Annotated in this window: 16 protein-coding genes; 7 read left to right on the top strand and 9 right to left on the bottom strand. The window is 59.9% G+C overall.

Features of this window, described 5'->3' with window-relative positions; all coding sequences use genetic code 11:
* Positions 1-23 precede the first annotated feature (23 nt).
* The gene (locus tag HYP802_RS0114720; RefSeq protein WP_013948143.1) at positions 24-1,019 is read left to right on the top strand and encodes a hypothetical protein; all 996 of its coding nucleotides are present in this window, start codon (positions 24-26) and stop codon (positions 1,017-1,019) included.
* Between the two features lie 10 nt (positions 1,020-1,029).
* On the opposite strand, the gene HYP802_RS0114715 is transcribed toward HYP802_RS0114720, so the two are convergent.
* The 4 genes from HYP802_RS0114715 to HYP802_RS0114700 all read right to left on the bottom strand — a co-directional run bounded on the left by HYP802_RS0114715 (position 1,030) and on the right by HYP802_RS0114700 (position 6,427).
* On the bottom strand, positions 1,030-2,394 hold the full coding sequence (locus HYP802_RS0114715) for a cytochrome P450 (RefSeq protein WP_013948142.1): 1,365 nt from the start codon (positions 2,392-2,394) through the stop codon (positions 1,030-1,032).
* 148 nt (positions 2,395-2,542) lie between these two features.
* On the bottom strand, positions 2,543-3,421 hold the full coding sequence (locus tag HYP802_RS0114710) for an NAD(P)-dependent oxidoreductase (protein ID WP_013948141.1): 879 nt from the start codon (positions 3,419-3,421) through the stop codon (positions 2,543-2,545).
* Positions 3,422-3,472: 51 nt separating this feature from the next.
* Entirely contained in the window at positions 3,473-4,486 is a 1,014-nt protein-coding gene (locus HYP802_RS0114705; protein WP_013948140.1) for an aldo/keto reductase, read from the bottom strand.
* 153 nt (positions 4,487-4,639) lie between these two features.
* Entirely contained in the window at positions 4,640-6,427 is a 1,788-nt protein-coding gene (locus HYP802_RS0114700) for a hypothetical protein (RefSeq protein ID WP_013948139.1), read from the bottom strand.
* Positions 6,428-6,690: 263 nt separating this feature from the next.
* Here HYP802_RS0114700 and HYP802_RS0114695 point away from each other — a divergent pair, with 263 nt between their 5' ends.
* Positions 6,691-7,995, top strand: a complete 1,305-nt coding sequence (locus HYP802_RS0114695) for an MFS transporter (RefSeq protein WP_024276047.1) — start codon at positions 6,691-6,693, stop codon at positions 7,993-7,995.
* Positions 7,996-8,109: 114 nt separating this feature from the next.
* Here the strand turns inward: HYP802_RS0114695 and HYP802_RS0114690 are convergent, their stop codons facing one another.
* Entirely contained in the window at positions 8,110-10,560 is a 2,451-nt protein-coding gene (locus HYP802_RS0114690; RefSeq protein ID WP_029671016.1) for a heavy metal translocating P-type ATPase, read from the bottom strand.
* Between the two features lie 82 nt (positions 10,561-10,642).
* Between HYP802_RS0114690 and HYP802_RS0114685 the strand changes: the two genes are divergently transcribed.
* Together HYP802_RS0114685 and HYP802_RS0114675 are read left to right on the top strand one after the other, a co-directional pair.
* Positions 10,643-10,918, top strand: a complete 276-nt coding sequence (locus tag HYP802_RS0114685; protein WP_013948133.1) for a metal-sensitive transcriptional regulator — start codon at positions 10,643-10,645, stop codon at positions 10,916-10,918.
* Positions 10,919-11,130: 212 nt separating this feature from the next.
* The gene (locus tag HYP802_RS0114675) at positions 11,131-12,180 is read left to right on the top strand and encodes a L,D-transpeptidase (RefSeq protein ID WP_013948132.1); all 1,050 of its coding nucleotides are present in this window, start codon (positions 11,131-11,133) and stop codon (positions 12,178-12,180) included.
* 39 nt (positions 12,181-12,219) lie between these two features.
* On the opposite strand, the gene HYP802_RS0114670 is transcribed toward HYP802_RS0114675, so the two are convergent.
* Positions 12,220-12,729, bottom strand: a complete 510-nt coding sequence (locus tag HYP802_RS0114670; RefSeq protein ID WP_013948131.1) for a CYTH domain-containing protein — start codon at positions 12,727-12,729, stop codon at positions 12,220-12,222.
* Between the two features lie 322 nt (positions 12,730-13,051).
* Here HYP802_RS0114670 and HYP802_RS0114665 point away from each other — a divergent pair, with 322 nt between their 5' ends.
* On the top strand, positions 13,052-13,846 hold the full coding sequence (locus tag HYP802_RS0114665; protein ID WP_013948130.1) for an SDR family oxidoreductase: 795 nt from the start codon (positions 13,052-13,054) through the stop codon (positions 13,844-13,846).
* Between the two features lie 110 nt (positions 13,847-13,956).
* Here the strand turns inward: HYP802_RS0114665 and HYP802_RS0114660 are convergent, their stop codons facing one another.
* Together HYP802_RS0114660 and HYP802_RS0114655 are read right to left on the bottom strand one after the other, a co-directional pair.
* Positions 13,957-14,217 carry a hypothetical protein gene (locus tag HYP802_RS0114660; RefSeq protein ID WP_013948129.1) on the bottom strand — a complete coding sequence of 87 codons (261 nt, stop codon included), beginning with the start codon at positions 14,215-14,217 and terminating at the stop codon, positions 13,957-13,959.
* 91 nt (positions 14,218-14,308) lie between these two features.
* A complete protein-coding gene (locus tag HYP802_RS0114655; protein ID WP_013948128.1) occupies positions 14,309-15,016 on the bottom strand; it encodes a CAP domain-containing protein in 708 nt (235 codons plus the stop codon).
* Between the two features lie 235 nt (positions 15,017-15,251).
* On the opposite strand from HYP802_RS0114655, the gene parC reads away from it, so the two are divergent.
* Together parC and HYP802_RS0114645 are read left to right on the top strand one after the other, a co-directional pair.
* Positions 15,252-17,501, top strand: coding sequence for a DNA topoisomerase IV subunit A (parC, locus tag HYP802_RS0114650; protein ID WP_013948127.1), 2,250 nt, complete (start codon positions 15,252-15,254; stop codon positions 17,499-17,501).
* A gap of 144 nt (positions 17,502-17,645) precedes the next feature.
* A complete protein-coding gene (locus HYP802_RS0114645) occupies positions 17,646-18,032 on the top strand; it encodes a hypothetical protein (protein ID WP_244421022.1) in 387 nt (128 codons plus the stop codon).
* 81 nt (positions 18,033-18,113) lie between these two features.
* Here the strand turns inward: HYP802_RS0114645 and HYP802_RS0114640 are convergent, their stop codons facing one another.
* Entirely contained in the window at positions 18,114-18,881 is a 768-nt protein-coding gene (locus HYP802_RS0114640; RefSeq protein WP_013948124.1) for an arginyltransferase, read from the bottom strand.
* Positions 18,882-19,211 lie beyond the last annotated feature (330 nt).

The following is a 19,211-nucleotide window of genomic DNA, read 5'->3' as shown; positions in this document are numbered from 1 at the left end:
ATTGAAGAATGCGGGGGAGGAGCATGGCGCAGCCAGTCGCGATCGTGTTCGTGCACGGTATCCATACGTTTGCGCCGGGTTATCACGCAGGCATGCAGTCCGCAATCGAGGCCTGCCTGCCCAAGCGCGTCCGCGACGTCGCGACGTTTCGGTCGGTCTTCTGGGCGGAGCGCGTGCGCCAACGCCAGAAAGAATATCTCGATGAGGTTGCAAAGAGCCGCCTTTTCCCCGTAACACCCTATCGCAGTCTCGTCGTGCAGGGGCTGGGTGACGCGGCGGCTTATCAGAAGACAAAGAGCTTCCGCAATTCCTGCTACTACGAAATTCAGTCCGACATTCGCGCCGTTCTCGAAACACTCGACGGTGACGGCCAGCCGAACCGGCCGCTGATTTTCATCGGCCATTCGCTCGGCTGCCATATCGTCTCTTCGTTCATCTGGGACGTAAATACCATCAAGAACTGGGACGATGCGCGCCTCGCACAAGAGGGCGATGATATCCGAGAATTCGCCGATTACTTGAAGAACGGCTCGCCCTTCCGCCGCCTCGATACGCTGGCAGGCCTAGTGATGATGGGTTCGAACATGCCGCTCTTTACTTTCACGTTTGGACCGAGCCGCATTCTACCAATCACGACGTCCCGCGATCCGAACACGCCGCCAGCTTTTCCTGGTAGGGATCTCGATGCCGATATACGAGCGCGCACGCGATGGCTCAACTTCTATAGCCGCAACGATCTGCTCGGCTATCCGCTGAAGCCGCTCAACGAAGCTTACGCGAACGAGCCGCTGCTTGACGATATTGAGGTTGCATCGGAAGGCATGCTTCTTCGCGGGCTCGGTTATCTGTCGCAACCGATGGTCGCCTATCATGCTCACACCGGATACTGGAACAACCGCCGTGTGGTTCGCGGCGCTGCCGATCTGATTAGCTCGCTCGCAACCGCTGGCGAGCCCGTACGCAAGCGCAGATTTGCATTCTGGCGACGACCGGAAGAGGACCTCGCGACAGCCTCGTAGGAGCCAAAAATCAACGACGCATCAGCGTGGCGGGCATGCCGTACTTCGGTGGCATCGTGATTTGGGGCATGATGTCGATCACCGCGTCGGGGGCGAGCGTGAACTTGAATTGTTGCCCCACGGTCGCGAGCACAATGGCCGCTTCCATCAATGCGAAGTGCACGCCGATGCAAAGCCGCTGGCCGCCGCCGAACGGATAGTAAGCGAACTTCGGCAGACGCGATGCCAGGCCATCGAGCCATCGCTCGGGAAGAAAGCGCTCGGGCTCAGGAAAATACTTCGGGTCGCGATGGTTGACCCACTGGCTCATCAAAATCGTATAGCCTTTCTTGACGCGATAACCGCCGAGTTCGAGGTCGGTCGTCGCCTCGCGCCCGATGACATAGACGGGGGGATAAAGCCGCATCGCCTCGTTGATGACGGCCGCCGTATACGTCAGCGCCGAGAGGTCGCTCGCACGCGCCGCGCGTCCGCCAAGAACACGCTGCCATTCGGCAACGAGCTTCTGTTCGACGTCGGGATGTTGCGACAGCAGATACCAGCTCCACGTCAAGGTGAGTGCCGTCGTTTCATGGCCCGCGAGATAGAGCGTCATCGCTTCGTCGCGCAGCTGTTGCGCCGTCATTTGCGTGCCGTCTTCGCGCTGTGCTGCAATCATCGTGGACAGCAGATCGTTGCCGGGAGACGCCGCTTGCTTCTGCGCAATGAAACCGTCAATCACGGCGTTGACGTCTGCGATCGCTCGCTTGAGGCGCAAATTGGCTGGCGTCGGAAAAACGAGCGGCACTTGAAACAACGAGTCGAGACGATGCGTCAGAAGCTCGAACGTCAGCCGCAGACTTTCATCAACGCGCACGCGATCGCCGTGATCGTCGAGGCCGAACAGCGTCTTCAGTGCGATGGCGCTCGTCAGTGCGCTGAACTCGAATGCGATGTCAACAGATGTTCCTGGCACCCACTTCGCGAGCATCGCTTCTGTCAATTCCGCCATGACCGGAGCATAGGACAGCACCTGTGTTTTGAGGAAAGCAGGTTGCAATAGGCGGCGTTGCGTCAGCCAGAAATCACCCTCGCTTGTAACGAGGCCGTTGCCCAGGACTGGCTTGAACGTCCGCGCGCCGAAATGCTTGATGTAGGAACGCGCGTCCGTGACCAGTACCTGCTGGATGAGCTCCGGATCGCTAACGAGAAAAAGTCGCCATCGTCCGGCGCGGAAGCTCGCAATAGGACCATACGTCTGCGCCAACTTTAGAAAGAAATCGACGCGTCGCGGTCCGATCTGCGAGAGATTGCCGCCGATCAGGGTACCTTTCGGACCAGGCGGCAGACCCTTGTGTAACTTGGCCGTGTGCGACGTTGCGATCGACGTGCTCATGTCCGGCTCCGAAATTCGATAACGCATTCGAAATTTCGAAATAGGCATGGATACTGTTTGGTTCCAGTCCATGCTGACGATGCTATCGTTTTACGACCGTCAGTGTAAGCTCGAAACGGCGTGGGAGACATGCGCGAAGGTAGGGAACTCAGGCGACGCCTGCATCTTTCGCCGCGAGGCTGCCGACGGCCGACCAGTCGAGATCATCGCCGCCATTGGCAAGCAGCGTTAGAAAGCGGTCGCGCAGCAGGCTGGCGATGGGCAACGGTACGCGCAGTTCCTCGCCGGCGGCCAGCGCCAGCCGAACATCTTTCAGCCCGAGGGGCGCTGCAAACCCAGCAGGCTTGAATTTTTCGTCCGCAATTAGATTGCCGTAAGTCTTGTAGATCGGCGCGCCGAACAGCGTCGAGGTGAGGATGTCGAGAAAGTTGTGTTTGTCGATGCCGGCCTTGCTTGTGAGCGCCATCGTTTCGCCGAGCGATTCAATCACGGTCGCGATAAGAAAATTACAGCTGAGCTTGACGACGTTGGCGGCGTCGGCCTGCTCCGAGACGGCGAATGTTCGTTGTCCGATAACATCAAACAAAGGCGTTACGGCTTTCACCGCGTCATCCGCACCCGCCGCAACGATAAAGAGCTTCGCCGCCGCTGCCGCATCAGGACGGCCGAGCACGGGCGCTGCGACGTAGCGCTGCCCGGCCTTCGCATGCGCCTTCGCCAGCCGCTTCGAAAGGGCCGTGCTGATGGTGCTGAGCGAGATATGAACGGCCTTGGGGTTCATGCTGGCGAGAATGCCGCCGTCGTCGAAAACAACGCTCGCAACGGCGGTGTCGTCCGCCAGCATCGTGAAGACGGCATCACCCGTCGCTGCTTCGCCCGGCGCGCTTGCGACCTTGGCGCCCTGAGACGCAAGTGCTTCGGCTTTCGCCCGCGTGCGATTGTAGACGGTGACGTCGTATCCTGCCTTGAGCAGGTTTGCGGCGAGGGCCGAGCCCATATGACCGAGCCCGATGAATCCGACTTTCATACTTCCTCACATATCTCGTCGACAGAGTGAAAGTTGCGGCACGCCGCCATCTCAGCTTGACCGGGCCTGCGCGAATTGTGGCCGCTTTTCCGGCGGCGCCATGAACTCAGGAGAAACTGGATCGCTGATGCAGGCTTCCAAAATCGCATTTATTTCACGCTTGCTGCCGTCGTCGATATGCCAGCCATCGACTTCGGCTACCGGATCGAGCTGGCCGGGATGGCGCGCGCCCCACAGCGCAATCGTTGGCCCCTGGTCGAGGACCCAGCGGACAGCAAGCGCGAGCACGGATTTGCCGAAGCGGTTCTGCGCCAGAGCTTGCAGCTTTTCGATTGCAGCAAGGTATTGTGCGAAGCGCGGGGCCTGGAACTTCGGATCGGCTTTACGCAGATCATCGCCGCTAAACGTCGTCGCGGTGGTCATGCGCCCGCTGAGCAGCCCTCGGCATAAGGCGCCATAGCTGAGCACCGTAAGACCGACTTTCTTGGCATAGGGAAGAACGTCGGCCTCGATCTCGCGCTCGAACAGATTGTAGGGCGGCTGCACCGCATCGAGCGCCGCAGCACGGCGAAACTGCTCCATCTGTCCTGGAGAATAATTGCTGACCCCGATCGCGCGTATTTTGCCAGCACGCCGCAAATCCTCCAGCGTGCGCGCCGTCTCTTCGAATGGCGTGTCGAGATCGGGCCAGTGGACTTGATAAAGGTCGATGACGTCCGTTCGTAGACGGCGCAGCGAGTCCTCGATTTCCTGACGAATGCGTGACGGCGAGGAGTCCCGATAGACCTTGCCGTCCTTCCACGCGAGCCCGACTTTCGTTGCGATCTGTACTTTGTCGCGCAGTCCGCCTTCTGCGAGCGCTTTACCGACGATCTCTTCGGACCGGCCGAAACCATAGACCGGCGCTGTGTCGATCAGCGTAATGCCGCGCTCGACGGCCGATTGGATAGTTGCGATGGACTCGCGTTCTTCGCTGCCGCCCCACATCCATCCGCCGATGGCCCAGGTTCCAAGACCCACCCGAGACGTTGTGATGCCGGACTTGCCGATAGCGATCTGTTCCATGACATGCTCCTCATTTGGCCGGCTACACTGCGCTTAAACATGGCGACGCGACGAAGAAGCTTCCAATACAAACTTCCGATGGCATTAAGCGCTCGTTGAGATGGCAGGCAGCCTGTCGCAACGTTACAAGAGCGCGCGAAGGCGCGCCCCTCCCTAGGCCAGGGCGCCGCGCATCTCGACTTGATATCTAAGATCCGTGATGGTTTTGCGTAGTTCGTCGTTCTCGATGCGGGCGTAGGCGTCGGCCGCGTGTCGCCCGAGGTTCTGCAGCATCCGTCGCTCGTTGCCGTCGATCGCCGTGCCGGACTCGTGCGGGCCATAGAACGTGATGGCGTAACAATGCACGCGGCTCGTCGCCGGAATCGCCAGGATCGGCATATCGAGATCGCCAGGAAATGACGCGTCCTTTGCCACCGCCTCGTTGATGACGCACGGCTCGCCCTTCAGCAGCGCGCCGAGATTGTCATCGTTGAGGCGAAGATCCGAGATATCGCCGGTCCAGCCTGTGCCGTTTTCGTAGCGGCGAAAACCGCTTTCGGTCCGGCGGAACGTCACCGCTGATGACAGCCTGAGAATATTGCTGGCGCGGTTGGATAAAATTCGGTCGATCTCGTCTCCGGTCTTGGCCCCCAATATGGCTTCGTCGAGAATCTCCCCAGCCCGATCGAGCGAGCGATTGAAAAAATCGTCGGCGAGCTCGACGGCCCATTCGTGCAGCCGTCCGATGACAAACAGAATGATCGCGCCGACGAGAAGCCACGTCCAGCTCGGAAGCTCGACAAGCTCATGCAGATGCTCGGCCTGCTCGTGCAAGAGGAGAGCCGGCAAACTCGTAATGAGCGCAAGCACGGTCACGCGCCTGAGCGGTATCGCAACGTTGACGACGCGCTGCCGCCGCACGGCTTCGACTACGAACAGGCAAAGCACGCCGTTAGTCAGATAAAGCAGCCCGGCAACGTCTTCCGGCAGAAACAGTCCGTCCCAATCGGTCAGTAGCGTCGTGTATTCGTTGAGATCGGCGATGACAAACGCCGGAAGCCCGATCAGGCATCCCCACATCACCCACCGCAGGCGCTGGTTGTCCTTGGGCGACAGCGTCTGCCGCCGCATCAGCAGGATCGCAACGGCCGCCGCACTGACGAGGATGCCGAACAAGATTGTGATCCGGCTGAGCAATTCAGTATGGAATCCGAACGAGCTGCCGAACGATGCCATGAGCGCCACGGCGATGACGGCGCCAAGCCACGGCATCACGCGATCAACGCGCGCCCATGGCGGCTGTAGCGTATCGTTTGGCGCTCGCATCACGAAGATCAGCAGGCCGACGTATCCCGCAGCTTGAGCAATACAACCCAGAGCGTTCTGCGCCATCAGCACGATCGGCCAGCGCTGCAAGTGGGCATAGAATTCGTAGGCTTGGCCGGGATTGAACCAGATGGCGTACAGGAAAAAGCCCCAGCTCATAGGGCCGGGCTTCGTCCACACCAGCCACCCGGCGCCGAGGATGACCGCGATGCCGGCGATTTGCTCGAGCATCAGCACGAAGCGCACGAGCCAGTTTGAGGGCCGGGGCAGCGCCGTCAAGTGCACCTGACGCGCCGGTTCCGCGCCATTGGGCAGCAGTTCGAACGTCGCCTGTACGCCAGGAAGGACATATTCGTTGCCGCCGACTGCCGAGATCGTCGCGGCACACACGTCGCGGTCGTATGGAATACATCGCATTTTCGAAAAATCGAGCCGGTCGCCCTCGCGCACACCGGCTTTCCAGGCGGGCGAGTTCTCTAAGGCATTGAACGGACCGGCAACGTCATAGATCAGTCCATCGCTGTCGGCATAAAAACCGAACGATCCGAGCGGGCGAACCACGCGCGCGAAATCCGGCAGGATCATCGCGAGCGCCCAGATCAGCAGTCCGAGAAACAGAAGCCGCTGGCGTGTCATCGTCGATTGCTTTCGCCTCAGGACCGTCATGCAAATCTGGTGACGGCCAACTTATCCCCGCAGTCCCTGGCAGTGGTAGAATGCCAATACATGAGGCCGCAAGGAGGCGCATTTGCGCAGTTTGAAGTTAATGATTTCCTTAATGAAATCCTGTTCCCGGGTTGCCCGCTATGGCACGCGGCGGCGTCGCGCTGGATTTTTATTATGAACATAATATAAAAACCTCGGCATGTGTTAAACGCGAATACGGGTTTGGGGCCTTCATGATCTCTTCGGCGCTCGCCGCAACGATGGCGCGAAAAAACATCCACTACGGCTGGGCCGTTGCCGCCGCGGCATTCCTCACCATGCTCGTGACGGCAGGCGCTGTGGGTGCGCCGGGCGTTTTTATCGTCCCGCTCGAAAAAGAATTCGGCTGGAAGACGTCGGAGATCTCATCGGCGTTGGCCATCCGTTTCATCCTTTTTGGGTTGATGGGGCCATTCGCGGCCGCGTTCATGAACCGCTTCGGCATTCGCCGCATGGTGCTGACGGCGCTCGTCATCGTCGCCGCCGTGCTCGCCGCGTCGTTGGAGATGACCAGCCTCTGGCAACTCGTTCTGCTGTGGGGCGTCGGCGTCGGATTTGGAACGGGACTGACGGCGATGGTGCTCGGCGCCACGGTCGCGACACGCTGGTTCTCCGAGCGGCGCGGCCTGGTGATGGGCATGCTGTCTGCCAGCACGGCAACCGGCCAGCTGGTCTTTCTACCGCTGCTCGCCAAGCTTACGGCGCTTTACGGATGGCGTCTCTCCGTCGGGTTCATCTGTGCGGTGATCGCCGTTGCTGCCATCGTCGTCTGGCTCTTGATGCGCGACCGCCCCGCCGATATCGGCCTGCCACCTTACGGCGCGAAGGACATCGTTCCCACGCCGCCGCACACTGAGAATTTTGCTGCGCTGTTGCTGACGCCGTTGTTGGTCCTGAAGGAGGTCTCCACAAGCGGAGCATTCTGGGTGCTGTTCGGCACGTTCTTCATCTGTGGCGTAAGCACGACCGGCCTGATCCAGACGCATTTCATCGCGCTGTGCGGCGATTACGGCCTCGCATCCGTCGCGGCGGCGAGCGTGCTCGCGATGATGGGCGTCTTCGATTTCTTCGGCACCATCGGCTCGGGCTGGCTATCGGATCGTTTCGACAACCGCTGGCTGCTCTTCTGGTATTACGGCCTGCGCGGGCTATCGCTGCTTTATCTGCCGTACACCGACTTCACATTTTACGGTCTGTCGCTTTTCGCGATGTTCTACGGCCTCGATTGGATCGCGACCGTGCCGCCCACGGTCAAGCTGACGACGCGCTATTTCGGGCCTGAAAAAACCAATGTCATCTTCGGCTGGATCTTCGCTGGTCATCAGATCGGCGCAGCGACGGCGGCATATGGCGCAGGGTTGACGCGCACTGAGTTCGCAACCTATCTGCCGGCGTTCTTTGCCGCGGGAATTGCGTGCCTCGCCGCGTCGCTGCTCATTTTGTCACTGAAGAAACCCGAGAGTGCGCCCGCGATGCTCGATGCCAAAGCAACAACGTAAGGTGTGAATAATCAGACAGCGTAAGCCGCGGCGATCAATAAGCCGACGCGCCCGAGCACTAACAGAAACGCATCGAGACTGAGCGTCATCGCGATCCCCCCGACCCGTCAGTTGCTATCCCTGATCTATATCCACGGCCCGCAAACGCAGCGCATTTCCGATCACGCTGACGGACGACATCGCCATCGCTGCAGCCGCGATGACGGGCGATAGCAGCAAACCAAAGACCGGATAGAGCACGCCTGCCGCAATCGGTACGCCCGCGGCGTTATAGATGAAAGCGAAGAACAGGTTTTGCCGGATGTTCGACATCGTGGCTTCGGACAGCCGACGCGCTTTCGCGATGCCTTCGAGATCGCCTTTGAGCAGCGTAACGCCCGCGCTTTCGATCGCGACGTCGGTGCCCGTTCCCATCGCGATGCCGACGTCGGCGGCGGCGAGAGCAGGGGCGTCATTGACGCCGTCGCCCGCCATCGCAACGGCGTGGCCGCGACCTTTGTATTCGTTGACGATGCGCGCCTTGTCTTCCGGCAGCACATCCGCCTTGACGTCGTCGATGCCGAGCTTGCCGGCGACAGCCTTCGCCGTCGTGGTATTGTCGCCCGTCAGCATGACGACATGAATACCGCTGGCTTTGAGTTTTTTGAGCGCCGATGCCGTCGTCGCCTTGATGGGATCGGCGACCGCAATGATACCCGCTGCCTGCCCATCGATCGCGACGTAGACCGCCGTCGCGCCGTCGGCGCGCAGCTTTTCCGCATCTGCATCGAGTGACGACGTAGAGATGCCGGCTTCGTCGATGATCTTCCTGTTGCCGATAACGACTGCGCGGCCGTCGATGGTGCCGCTGACGCCTTTGCCCGACGGTGCTGCAAAGTCGCTGACCGGCGAAAGCGCGATATTGCGTTCGCGCGCGGCAGCGACGACGGCCGCGCCGAGCGGATGCTCACTCGCCTGTTCAAGACTTGCCGCGAGCTTCAAAAGCTCGGCTTCGTCAACACGGGACGTGGTGCGGATCGCAGTGACCTTCGGCTTGCCTTCAGTCAGCGTGCCGGTCTTGTCGACGACGAGCGTGTCGATCTTTTCCATCCGCTCCAGAGCTTCGGCGTTCTTGATCAGAACGCCCGCGCGTGCACCGCGTCCGACGCCGACCATGATCGACATTGGCGTTGCAAGACCAAGCGCGCAGGGGCACGCGATGATCAGCACTGAGACCGCTGCGATGAGAGCATATGAAAACCGCGGCTCCGGACCAAACGCCATCCACGCGATGAACGCCAATACTGCGACGCCTAAGACCAGCGGCACGAACCAGCTTGCAACCTGATCGGCCAATCGCTGGATCGGCGCGCGGCTGCGCTGTGCATCCGCCACCATTTGGACGATGCGCGCCAGCATCGTATCGCGGCCGACCTTTTCGGCGCGAATGACGAGCGCGCCCGAGCCGTTGATCGTGCCGCCGATCACCTTCGCACCGGCCGTTTTGCTGACGGGCATGGATTCGCCGGTCACCATCGATTCATCGACGTTGCTTTTGCCATCGATGACTTCGCTGTCGACCGGTATGCTTTCACCGGGACGCACGCGCAGTTTATCGCCGACGACGATGGTCTCGACTTGCACTTCTTCTTCGGAATTATCGGCCTTGATGCGCCGCGCCGTCTTGGGAGCAAGATTGAGCAGCGATCGGATGGCGCTGCTCGTCTGGTCGCGCGCTCGAAGCTCAAGAACTTGGCCGACGAGAACCAGCACCGTAATGACCGCAGCCGCTTCGAAATAAACCGGCGCCGCGCCATCCATGGTGCGCAGGCTTTCCGGAAACAAGCTCGGCGCCAGCGTCGCAACGATGCTATAGAGCCATGCCACGCCGGTACCGAGTGCGATCAGCGTGAACATATTGAGATTGCGCGTCTGAAGCGATTTCCAGCCGCGCTCAAAGAACGGAAAACCCGCCCACAGCACGACAGGCGTGGCGAGCACGAGCTGTATCCAATTCGAAACCGTTGGGCTGATGAGGTGGTGCAGATCGACGATGTGTCCGCCCATTTCGAGCACGAACACCGGAAGCGCTAGCGCGAAGCCAATCTTCAGTCGTCGCGTCATATCCTCAAGCTCGGGGTTCGGCTTGGCCTCGGCCGATACGATCTCGGGTTCGAGCGCCATGCCGCAAATCGGACATGAGCCCGGCCCGACCTGGCGGATCTGCGGATGCATCGGGCAGGTGTAGATCGTGCCGGCGGGGACGTTCTCAGTGCGCGCTTCGGCGGGTTTCAGATATTTCGCAGGCTCGGCGAGAAACTTCGTCCGGCATCCGGCGGAACAGAAATAATAAGTCTGTCCCCCATGCTCAGCGCGGTGCTTCGCCGTAGCGGGATCGACGCTCATGCCGCACACGGGATCCTTCGCCATGTGCGCGGCCACGCCGTGACTATGACCCGAATGATCGTGATGGGCGTGATCGTGCGTCTGAGCAGCCGCGTCGTCTTTCGCGCCCTGATGCGAGCAGCAGCTATGCCCGTTTTGGCCACTGTGATCGTGTCCGTCGGTCGGTTTACCTGCCGCCATCGTTCCGCATCCTTGATCCATTCCTCATACCCGCCTAGGGTATCATTTGACAGATATACCCCCATAGGGTATACGTCAAGGCATGCAGAAACAGACAAAAGCCGCTTGCTTGAAACGCCTGAGCCGGATCGAAGGTCAGGTGCGTGGCATCGCCAAGATGGTCGAGGATGACCGGTATTGCATCGACGTCGTCACGCAGATCTCGGCCGTTCGCGCCGCCCTTCGCCGTCTCGAAGAGGAAGTTCTGAAAGATCACGTTGCACATTGTGTCGAGCACGCGATCGCCAGCGGCAACTCGGCTGAGCAGCGCCGTAAGGTGGCGGAATTAATGGATGTGTTGGCCCGCTCTTCGCGCTGACCTGGATCAACTTTCGTCAGACAAGGAAAATCGGCTTTTATCAACATTGAGCGTTTCTTCGTTACAATTTGAAATACCGCCCATGCGTCGATGCCATTGATTTGCCACGCCGATGACGACTTCAGACATCACATGTTGAACGGCGGAAATGGCGTTCCGATCTGTTCAGCCATGACTGCCCTACGGGTAAATCAAAGAATGCGCGGGATTCAATGAAAGCAATCATTCTGTCGATCGTCGGCGTGTCGGCGTTAGCCGGTTCGTCGACCCTGGCCTCAGCCCAGCAGTGGCAACAATGGAATGACCCACGCGGCGCACCCGTGCAGGGCTATTCCCAGTATGGCTACGACGAACCGCAGGATGACGATCGCTACTTCGATCAGCAAGACGGCCCGCGCGCCGATAATCGCTACGGCGATCCCGACAGCGACCCGCGCCGCTACGATCCCCGCTACAACGGCAACCGCGACGGCGGCTATTACGCGCCCTATCCGGGGCGGCGGGTCTACGGCAGCGACGGCTACGATAAATATGGATACGATCGCGACGATGATGGCGCGTGGGACGCAGCGCCCTCTCGCGAAGAAGAAGAGCGGTTAAGCAGGTCGCAGGGCGTCAGCGGCGGATCGCGGCCTTACATCCGTCCTGTGGCGCCGCCGAAGGTGGCCTTCAACGCGCCTTATGCGCCGGGCTCCATCGTCATCGATACCAGCGCGCGCAAACTCTACTACGTGCTCAACACGCGCACGGCTTACGCCTATTCGATCGGCGTCGGCCGTCAGGGTTTTGCCTGGACCGGTAAGGAAAAAGTGTCCCGCATTGCCGATTGGCCGGATTGGTATCCGCCCGCAGAAATGCGCCGGCGCCAGCCGGGACTTCCTGTACGCATGCTCGGCGGCATCGGCAATCCGCTCGGCGCCAAGGCAATCTATCTCGGTAACACGCTGTATCGCATCCACGGCACCAACGAGCCGAAGTCGATCGGCAAGGCGATGTCGTCAGGTTGCTTCCGTATGATGAACGCGAACGTTCTGCATCTGGCGTCTCTTGTGCATGTGGGAACCGAGGTGACGATCGTGCGCTCGCTGAGCGGTCGCGTGGCTTCCTCAGAGAAGTCGCGGTCGAAGCCGGCTGAGCGGCCGTCGGTGAAGACCTCCGCGGCTGCGCAGAAAGCGGACCCGCAATCGCCGCACATCATCAATCGTCAGTCAGAACGGCAAGCCGAGGACGATGGCTGGGACCCTTATAATGGCTGGCATTGACGCAATGCCACGTGTGCGGGGCCAAAGGCATCGTAGCGCCTATGCATCGTCGTCTTTCTCCGGCGGCGGATTGCCGTTCTTGTCCCAAGTGATGAACGGATAGCGCGCGAGGTTGGAATTGCCGTAGCGGCGGTCGTTGGTCACTTCGCGCCCGGCCCACTGCGGCAACGCCAGCGCCTGATCCGGACTTTTGAGTTCGGCTTCGGCGAGCACCAGACCTTTATTCGCGCCTTCGAAGACGTCGACACTCCATACGACGCCGCCATAGGGCACATCGTAGCGCATCTTGCTGATGATCGGCTCGACGCTGAACTGCTTGATCATCTCGACAGCGTCGGCTTTCGGAATCTCATATTCGTATTCATGCCGGACCAGCATGCCCGGTTCGCTTTTGAGCGTGATGTAGCCCTTGTCACCGTAGATGCGAATGCGGGCTCGGAGCAGCGGCGTGCGCGCGAAATAGCCCTGCAGAATGCGTTCAGAACCCGTCACCGCCTCTCTCCAGGAGGCGTCATGGATCAGAAATTTTCGTTCGATTTCGAGTGCCATGCGGTCTCCCGTCGTCCGTGCCGCAAACGAAGAACTGCGACGCGTCGCACAGACTGTAGCTCGTTCTGACGGCCGGAATGTTGCTGCTTGGTTTCCGGAGCAGTACGAATTGTTGGAACCGCATGCGACGACCTGTTGGAGCCGAGCCGGCGGGAGTTTGCGACCAAGCGGAACTCTCCCGCCGTCGCAACGTAGCAGTTAGGTCCGCGCGCTCCGTTTGCCATTGATCCAGGCCAAGAGAACGCGACGAAAACATTGCTCTTGCATATTGTTCGGAAAATCCGATCTAAGGTACATAAACCCTCCAAACCGGAACCGGCCCATGAAAATCGATTTGACCGATAAGACCGCCCTCGTAACTGGCTCGACGGCCGGTATCGGACTGGCCATCGCGAAAAGCTTAGCTCAGGCCGGCGCCAAAGTGGTGATCAATGGCCGCAAGCAGGAGACGGTCGATAAGGGCATCGCCGCCGTGCACAAGGCATGCAACGCCGCGGCTGTTACGGGTGTCGCTGCCGACGTCGCAACCGCAGCGGGCTGCGATGCCTTGATCAAGGCGGTGCCGTCAGTCGATATCCTGATCAACAATGCCGGCATCTTCGAGCCGAAGCCCTTCTTCGAAATTCCTGACGCAGATTGGATGCGCTTCTTCGAGACGAACGTGATGTCCGGCGTGCGCCTGACGCGCGGCTACCTGAAGGGTATGCTTGAGCGTAACTGGGGCCGCGTGATCTTCATCTCGTCGGAGTCGGCGGTGAACATTCCCGTCGAGATGATCCATTATGGGTTTACCAAGACCGCGCAGCTCTCGATTGCCCAAGGCGTCGCTCAACTGACGGCCGGAACCAACGTCACCGTCAATTCCGTCCTTCCGGGGCCGACGCTCTCCGAAGGTGTCGATGACTTCTTGAAGTCGATGGCCGAAGCTGCAGGCAAGAGCACGGACGAGATGGCTGCAACGTTCGTGAAAGAACACCGCCCAACATCGCTTGTTCAGCGGTTCGCGAGCGTCGAAGAAGTCGCCAACATGGTTGTGTACGCGGCGTCCAAAGAAGCCTCCGCCACCAATGGTGCAGCGCTCCGCGTTGAAGGTGGCATTCTTAGAACCATTGGCTGATCGCAGCCGGCCTCCTCGGCGTCATGCCGAGGAGCCATTGCGCAGATGAAAAGCGGATGCTCGGGACAGTTACGCGTGACTGCCCGGAGCACCACAGCTCGATCTGGAGATCAATTCTGCGGCTGCTTAGGTGGCACTTCGATCTTTACGCCGGGAGCTTCGATCTTCGTGCCTTCATTGCCCTTTTCGATATGCGTATAAGGCGCATCGATCGTTGTCTCGCCGCCCGGCTTATTGGTTTCGACTTTCGCAGCCGGCGTATCGACAAGCACTTCCGTGTGTGAATGCCGATAGGCCGTCACGGCGCCGATGACGACGCCCGCAGCGATCAGGCTAAGCGCAATGAAGATGAGAAGTTGGCGGGTTTGCACAGGCATCCCTCCCTTTTTCGTTTTTTAGCAGAATCTTGTTGTAACGCGATGCGGCCGGAAAAGTTTCTTCACGGATTAATTTTCAGACCGCTCATGGTTCCGCTGAACGGGCGACAATTTCCAGCTTCGGCTCGCCCGAGGCATCCGGCTTGAGTGTGTAAAGTTTTTTGTTTTCCGCCGTTACCTTCGCGATTTCCGTTGCCGACGAGAAGACGCCGCCAGGCTTGGTAATAAGGAGCTGCTGTTGCGAGCACGATGAGTGAACGACAGAAACTCCAGGCTTCAGGTCATAGGTCTTGCTTCCATAGGAATAGCTGAGTTCCACCATTGCGAAATTCTTGATCTGGAATGTCAAGATTTTCGAAGCAGGCTGGCCGAACAATTCGACCGATATGAACTTCGGCTTGGCGCCTGGAGCGCGCGCAACGCCGACGCCGATTTCGGACACGCTGGCGCGAAGAATGTTGGCGCGATGCGGCGGTGAGTTCATCCAGCCAGCAATGGCTTGCAACGCAAGCTCGCCAGTATCGAAGCCGCCGATGTTCTGGTCCATCGCGAGGTTTTCGGCGATATCGCAATGTTTGTAACCGACGCTCTCGGCGCGCTGGGCCGGTGTCCGGCCGTCTGCGGTGTGTGAAAACTTGCCGCTCGTTGCCACCTTCTGCGCAAATGCGCGCGCGGCCTTGGCCAGCATGGCATTGACCTTCAGCGCCGGCAGATTTTTTTCCCGACGCACTTCGTTCGTCATTTCGACGATGTGTTTTTCAACCTGAGGCAGGTCTGGCACGAGCGCCGCCATCGTTCATCCATTCTGGCCATCTGATCCCCTGGTTCTAAGAGGAATAGCGGCCCTCACATGCGGATGCTATCCCGTCCGATCAAGGAGCCCAACGGACTGTGGATTTTGTGTCGCGCCGCTCGGCTCGGGGACTTGTGCCGCATTGCGCCCAAATGGCGCGTCCCTGCAACTCTTGCCGTCCGCAGCGCTGCCCTAGGCTTGAGCGCGCCTCGGCAGCGCTGTAGAGGGATGCGCCATGAGTGACAAACCGATTCTTCCGGGCGATGGCCCCATTGAGCCCGTCGAGCTCAGAACTGCTCTCGAAGAGCGCTATCTGGCCTACGCCCTTTCGACCATCATGCACCGTGCGCTGCCCGACGTGCGCGACGGCCTGAAGCCCGTTCATCGGCGCATACTTTATGCTATGCGCGAGCTTAGGCTCAATCCCGAGGGCGGCTTCATCAAATGCGCCAAGATCGTGGGCGAGGTGATGGGCGACTATCACCCGCACGGCAACCAGGCGATCTACGACGCTCTTGCGCGTTTGGCGCAGGATTTCGCGGTGCGCTATCCGCTGGTCGATGGCCAGGGCAACTTCGGCAATATCGACGGCGATAATCCGGCTGCTGAGCGTTACACCGAAGCGCGCATGACCGACACTGCGGCGTTGATCCTCGAAGGCATCGACGAGGAGACGGTCGACTTCCGTCCCAACTACGACGGCCGCGTCGAAGAGCCGGTCGTGCTGCCGGCTGCTTTTCCCAATTTGTTGGCGAACGGATCGTCCGGCATCGCGGTCGGCATGGCGACGAACATCCCGCCGCACAATGTCGACGAATTGTGTGCCGCGCTTCTGCATCTCATCAAGCATCCGAACGCCACGATCGAGAAACTTGTCGAGTTGGTTCCCGGTCCTGACTTTCCGACCGGCGGCGTGATCGTCGAGCCGCGCGCCCAGATCCTCGAAGCCTATAAGACTGGCCGCGGCGGCTTTCGCTTGCGCGCGCGCTGGGACAAGGAAGAGACTGGGCGCGGCGGCTATCAGATCGTCGTCACCGAAATTCCCTACGGCGTGCAGAAGGCGAAGCTGATCGAAAAGATCGCCGACCTGATGAGCGAGAAAAAGCTTCAGCTCTTAGGCGATGTCCGTGACGAAAGCGCCGAAGAGATCCGCCTAGTGCTCGAACCCAAGAGCCGCACGGTCGATCCCATCCTGCTGATGGAAAGCCTGTTCCGCGCGACCGAGCTTGAAGTGCGCGTCAGCCTCAACATGAACGTGCTGTCGGGTGGCCAGATCCCGAATGTGCTCGATCTGCGCGACGTGCTCTGGCAGTGGCTGGAGCATCGCATCGAGGTTCTGGTTCGCCGTTCGACGTACCGCCTGAAAAAGATCGAGCATCGTCTTGAAGTGCTCGACGGCTACCTGATCGCCTACCTCAACATCGACGAGGTGATCCGGATCATCCGCCGCGAGGACGATCCCAAAGCCAAGTTGATGTCGAAATTCAACTTGAGCGACGTCCAAGCCGAAGCGATCCTGAACCTGCGCTTGCGCTCGCTGTCGAGGCTCGAAGAAGTCGAGATCAAGGCTGAGCACGACAAGCTTTCGAAAGAACGCCGCGAATTGAAGCAGCTTCTGAAGTCGGAAGAACTGCAATGGGAGCGCGTCTCCGAAGAGGTCAAGGAAACGCGCGAAAAGTATTCCAAGAAGACGCCGCTCGGCCGCCGCCGCTCGTCATTCGCCGACATGCCCGACATCGACATCGATCTCGATGCGGCGCTCGTCGAGAAAGAGCCGATCACCGTCATCATGTCTGAGAAGGGCTGGGTGCGCGCGCTGAAGGGCCACCAGGACGACCTGTCGAAGCTCGAATTCAAGCAGGGCGACGGCCTGAAACGCGCCTTGAAGGCGTTCACGACCGACAAGCTCGTGCTCTTCGCAACGAACGGTAAATTCTTCACGCTCGAAGCGGGTTCGCTGCCGGGCGGGCGCGGTCACGGCGAGCCACTCCGCCTTATGATCGATCTTGAAGAAAACCACGATATCGCCGAGCTGTTCGTCCACGATCCGTCGCGCAAGCTGCTCGTCGCCTCGACCGGCGCTTACGGCTTCATCGTGCCGGAAGCCGAAGTCATCGCCGCGACGCGCAAGGGCAAGCAGGTCCTGAACGTCAGCGAACCCGAGGAAGCCCGAGTTTGCGTGCCGGTTGATGGCGACTACGTCGCGACCATCGGCGAGAACCGCAAGATGCTCGTTTTCAAGCTCGACGAGGTCAACGAAATGACCCGCGGCAAGGGCGTCATCCTGCAGCGGATCAAGGACGGCGCGCTGTCGGATGCGCGCGTGTTCAAAAAGTCCAACGGCCTGACCTGGCTCGACAGCGCCGGCCGCGAATTTTCGCTGTCGTGGAGCGAACTGAAGGAATGGGTCGGGGAGCGCGCCCAAGCAGGCAAGGTGGCGCCCAAGGGCTTCCCGCGGTCAAATTCGTTCGGTCCCCGATTTTAGTCACACCTGTTGACTGCCGGACCTTGTGGCATTCGCTGCGCGAAGCTACGACTGCCGGCTATGGGTGGGTATCTGAAACGGACGGCTTCCAGGGCCGGGGTCTCGTTGCTGGCGATAGCGTGTGCCGGGTCGGCCGCATGCGCCGTGGAGGCGACGACGGGTTGCTCGAAGGAAGACTTTGAAGCGGTCGTCGAAGAGGCGGCCGGAAGCCTGCGCGACCTTAATTTGAAGAACCGCCCGCCCTTCCAGGAAAAACTGCGCGCGCTGAAAGACAAGCGGCACTGGAGCCATGACGAGTTCATGGAAAAGGCAAAGCCGTTCGTAAGAGACGATAAAACCGTCATCTATGACCAGACGACCAACGAATTGCTGTCCGAGATCGCCATGATGGGCCAGCAGGGGGCCGAGGCCGACACGCCCGATTGCGCACGCATGCAGGATTTGCGCGAGCACATGAAAAAGCTCATCGATACGCTATCGGCGAAGTGGGCCTACATGTTCCAGAAGCTCGATGCCGAACTCGCGAATTGATCGAGTTCGGTACTTATCTGTCATCCCTCGGCATAAAGCTCAGGACACGCTCCATCGGCATCCGAGGTGTGGCAGGCGCAATTACCGCGGAATGTCTTCGTCGTCAGGCGCGCGTTCCCAGCGGTCGGGGCCAAGACGTTCCTGCGGCTTGAAGCGTGTCTTGTACGCCATCTTCCGCGAACCCTCGATCCAATAGCCGAGATAGACGTAGGGCAGTCCGATCCGGCGCGCAAAGGCAAGGTGTTCGAGGATCATGTACGTTCCAAGGCCCGCATCGACATCGTCAGGATCATAGAAGCTGTAGACCATCGAAATGCCGTCGCTCAGCCGGTCGCACAGCGCAACTGCTTTGAGCGGCCAGGTATCGAAGTCGAGATCTTCGGCCCCCTCGGGCTTTTCGCGATATTCGGTAAGGAACGTCTCGATGACCGTATCTTCGACCATCATGCGATAGTCGAGCATCGTCATGTCGGCCATGCCGCCGTCGCTATGGCGCGCGTCGATGTAGGCGCGAAACAGCCGGAACTGCTCCATGGTCGGCGTCGGTGCCGTACGCTGGGCGACGAGACGCGAATTCCTTTTCCATGCCCGTCGCATCGAGCGGTCGGGCTCGAACTGGTCGGCGAGCACGCGAACGGAGACGCAGGCTTGGCAGCCTTCGCAATAAGGCACGTAGGCGATGTTCTGGCTGCGTCGGAAGCCGGTGGTCAAAAGGCGATCGACAAGCTCAGGCGGCTTGTCGTGCGTCAGGTGCGTGAAAAGCTTGCGTTCGAGCTTGCCTGGTAAGTAGGGGCACGGCTGCGGCGCCGTCACGTAGAATTCTGGAAACTTCTTTTGCTGCTCCGTCATTCAGACGCGTCCCTCAGGGCTCCAGCGATTACTGATGATAGGAGGATGAAGACTCCAAATTCAAGGTGCTGGAGATCACTACGCAGCATCAATAGTGAATGTCAGGCAAAATTGTAGAAGCATAGCTGAGCAAAATACGCCTTTTTCGACAATGCGGGTGCCAGTCATGCGCGCAAGGCGCTGCGTTTTGTAGGCAACTTAACCTGAAGTGGGTGCCCCGAGATGGGACGCCCCTGTGCCTGCATGCCGGGAATTCGCATACCGCGGCGCATCGCAATCGCGCAGCAAAGGTCCATTGCGGAGGAACCAGCCGGCTCCAGACAGGCCTCC

The organism is Hyphomicrobium sp. 802, assembly GCF_000526135.1.
In the GTDB taxonomy this organism is placed as follows: Bacteria; Pseudomonadota; Alphaproteobacteria; order Rhizobiales; family Hyphomicrobiaceae; genus Hyphomicrobium_B.
This window is presented reverse-complemented; position numbering and strand designations above follow the sequence as displayed.

Coding starts and splice junctions, on each gene's coding strand:
- HYP802_RS0114720 (WP_013948143.1), top strand. CDS start 24: ATGGCGCAGCCAGTCGCGATCGTGTTCGTGCACGGTATCCATACGTTT.
- HYP802_RS0114715 (WP_013948142.1), bottom strand. CDS start 2,394: ATGAGCACGTCGATCGCAACGTCGCACACGGCCAAGTTACACAAGGGT.
- HYP802_RS0114710 (WP_013948141.1), bottom strand. CDS start 3,421: ATGAAAGTCGGATTCATCGGGCTCGGTCATATGGGCTCGGCCCTCGCC.
- HYP802_RS0114705 (WP_013948140.1), bottom strand. CDS start 4,486: ATGGAACAGATCGCTATCGGCAAGTCCGGCATCACAACGTCTCGGGTG.
- HYP802_RS0114700 (WP_013948139.1), bottom strand. CDS start 6,427: ATGACACGCCAGCGGCTTCTGTTTCTCGGACTGCTGATCTGGGCGCTC.
- HYP802_RS0114695 (WP_024276047.1), top strand. CDS start 6,691: ATGATCTCTTCGGCGCTCGCCGCAACGATGGCGCGAAAAAACATCCAC.
- HYP802_RS0114690 (WP_029671016.1), bottom strand. CDS start 10,560: ATGGCGGCAGGTAAACCGACCGACGGACACGATCACAGTGGCCAAAAC.
- HYP802_RS0114685 (WP_013948133.1), top strand. CDS start 10,643: ATGCAGAAACAGACAAAAGCCGCTTGCTTGAAACGCCTGAGCCGGATC.
- HYP802_RS0114675 (WP_013948132.1), top strand. CDS start 11,131: ATGAAAGCAATCATTCTGTCGATCGTCGGCGTGTCGGCGTTAGCCGGT.
- HYP802_RS0114670 (WP_013948131.1), bottom strand. CDS start 12,729: ATGGCACTCGAAATCGAACGAAAATTTCTGATCCATGACGCCTCCTGG.
- HYP802_RS0114665 (WP_013948130.1), top strand. CDS start 13,052: ATGAAAATCGATTTGACCGATAAGACCGCCCTCGTAACTGGCTCGACG.
- HYP802_RS0114655 (WP_013948128.1), bottom strand. CDS start 15,016: ATGGCGGCGCTCGTGCCAGACCTGCCTCAGGTTGAAAAACACATCGTC.
- parC (WP_013948127.1), top strand. CDS start 15,252: ATGAGTGACAAACCGATTCTTCCGGGCGATGGCCCCATTGAGCCCGTC.
- HYP802_RS0114640 (WP_013948124.1), bottom strand. CDS start 18,881: ATGACGGAGCAGCAAAAGAAGTTTCCAGAATTCTACGTGACGGCGCCG.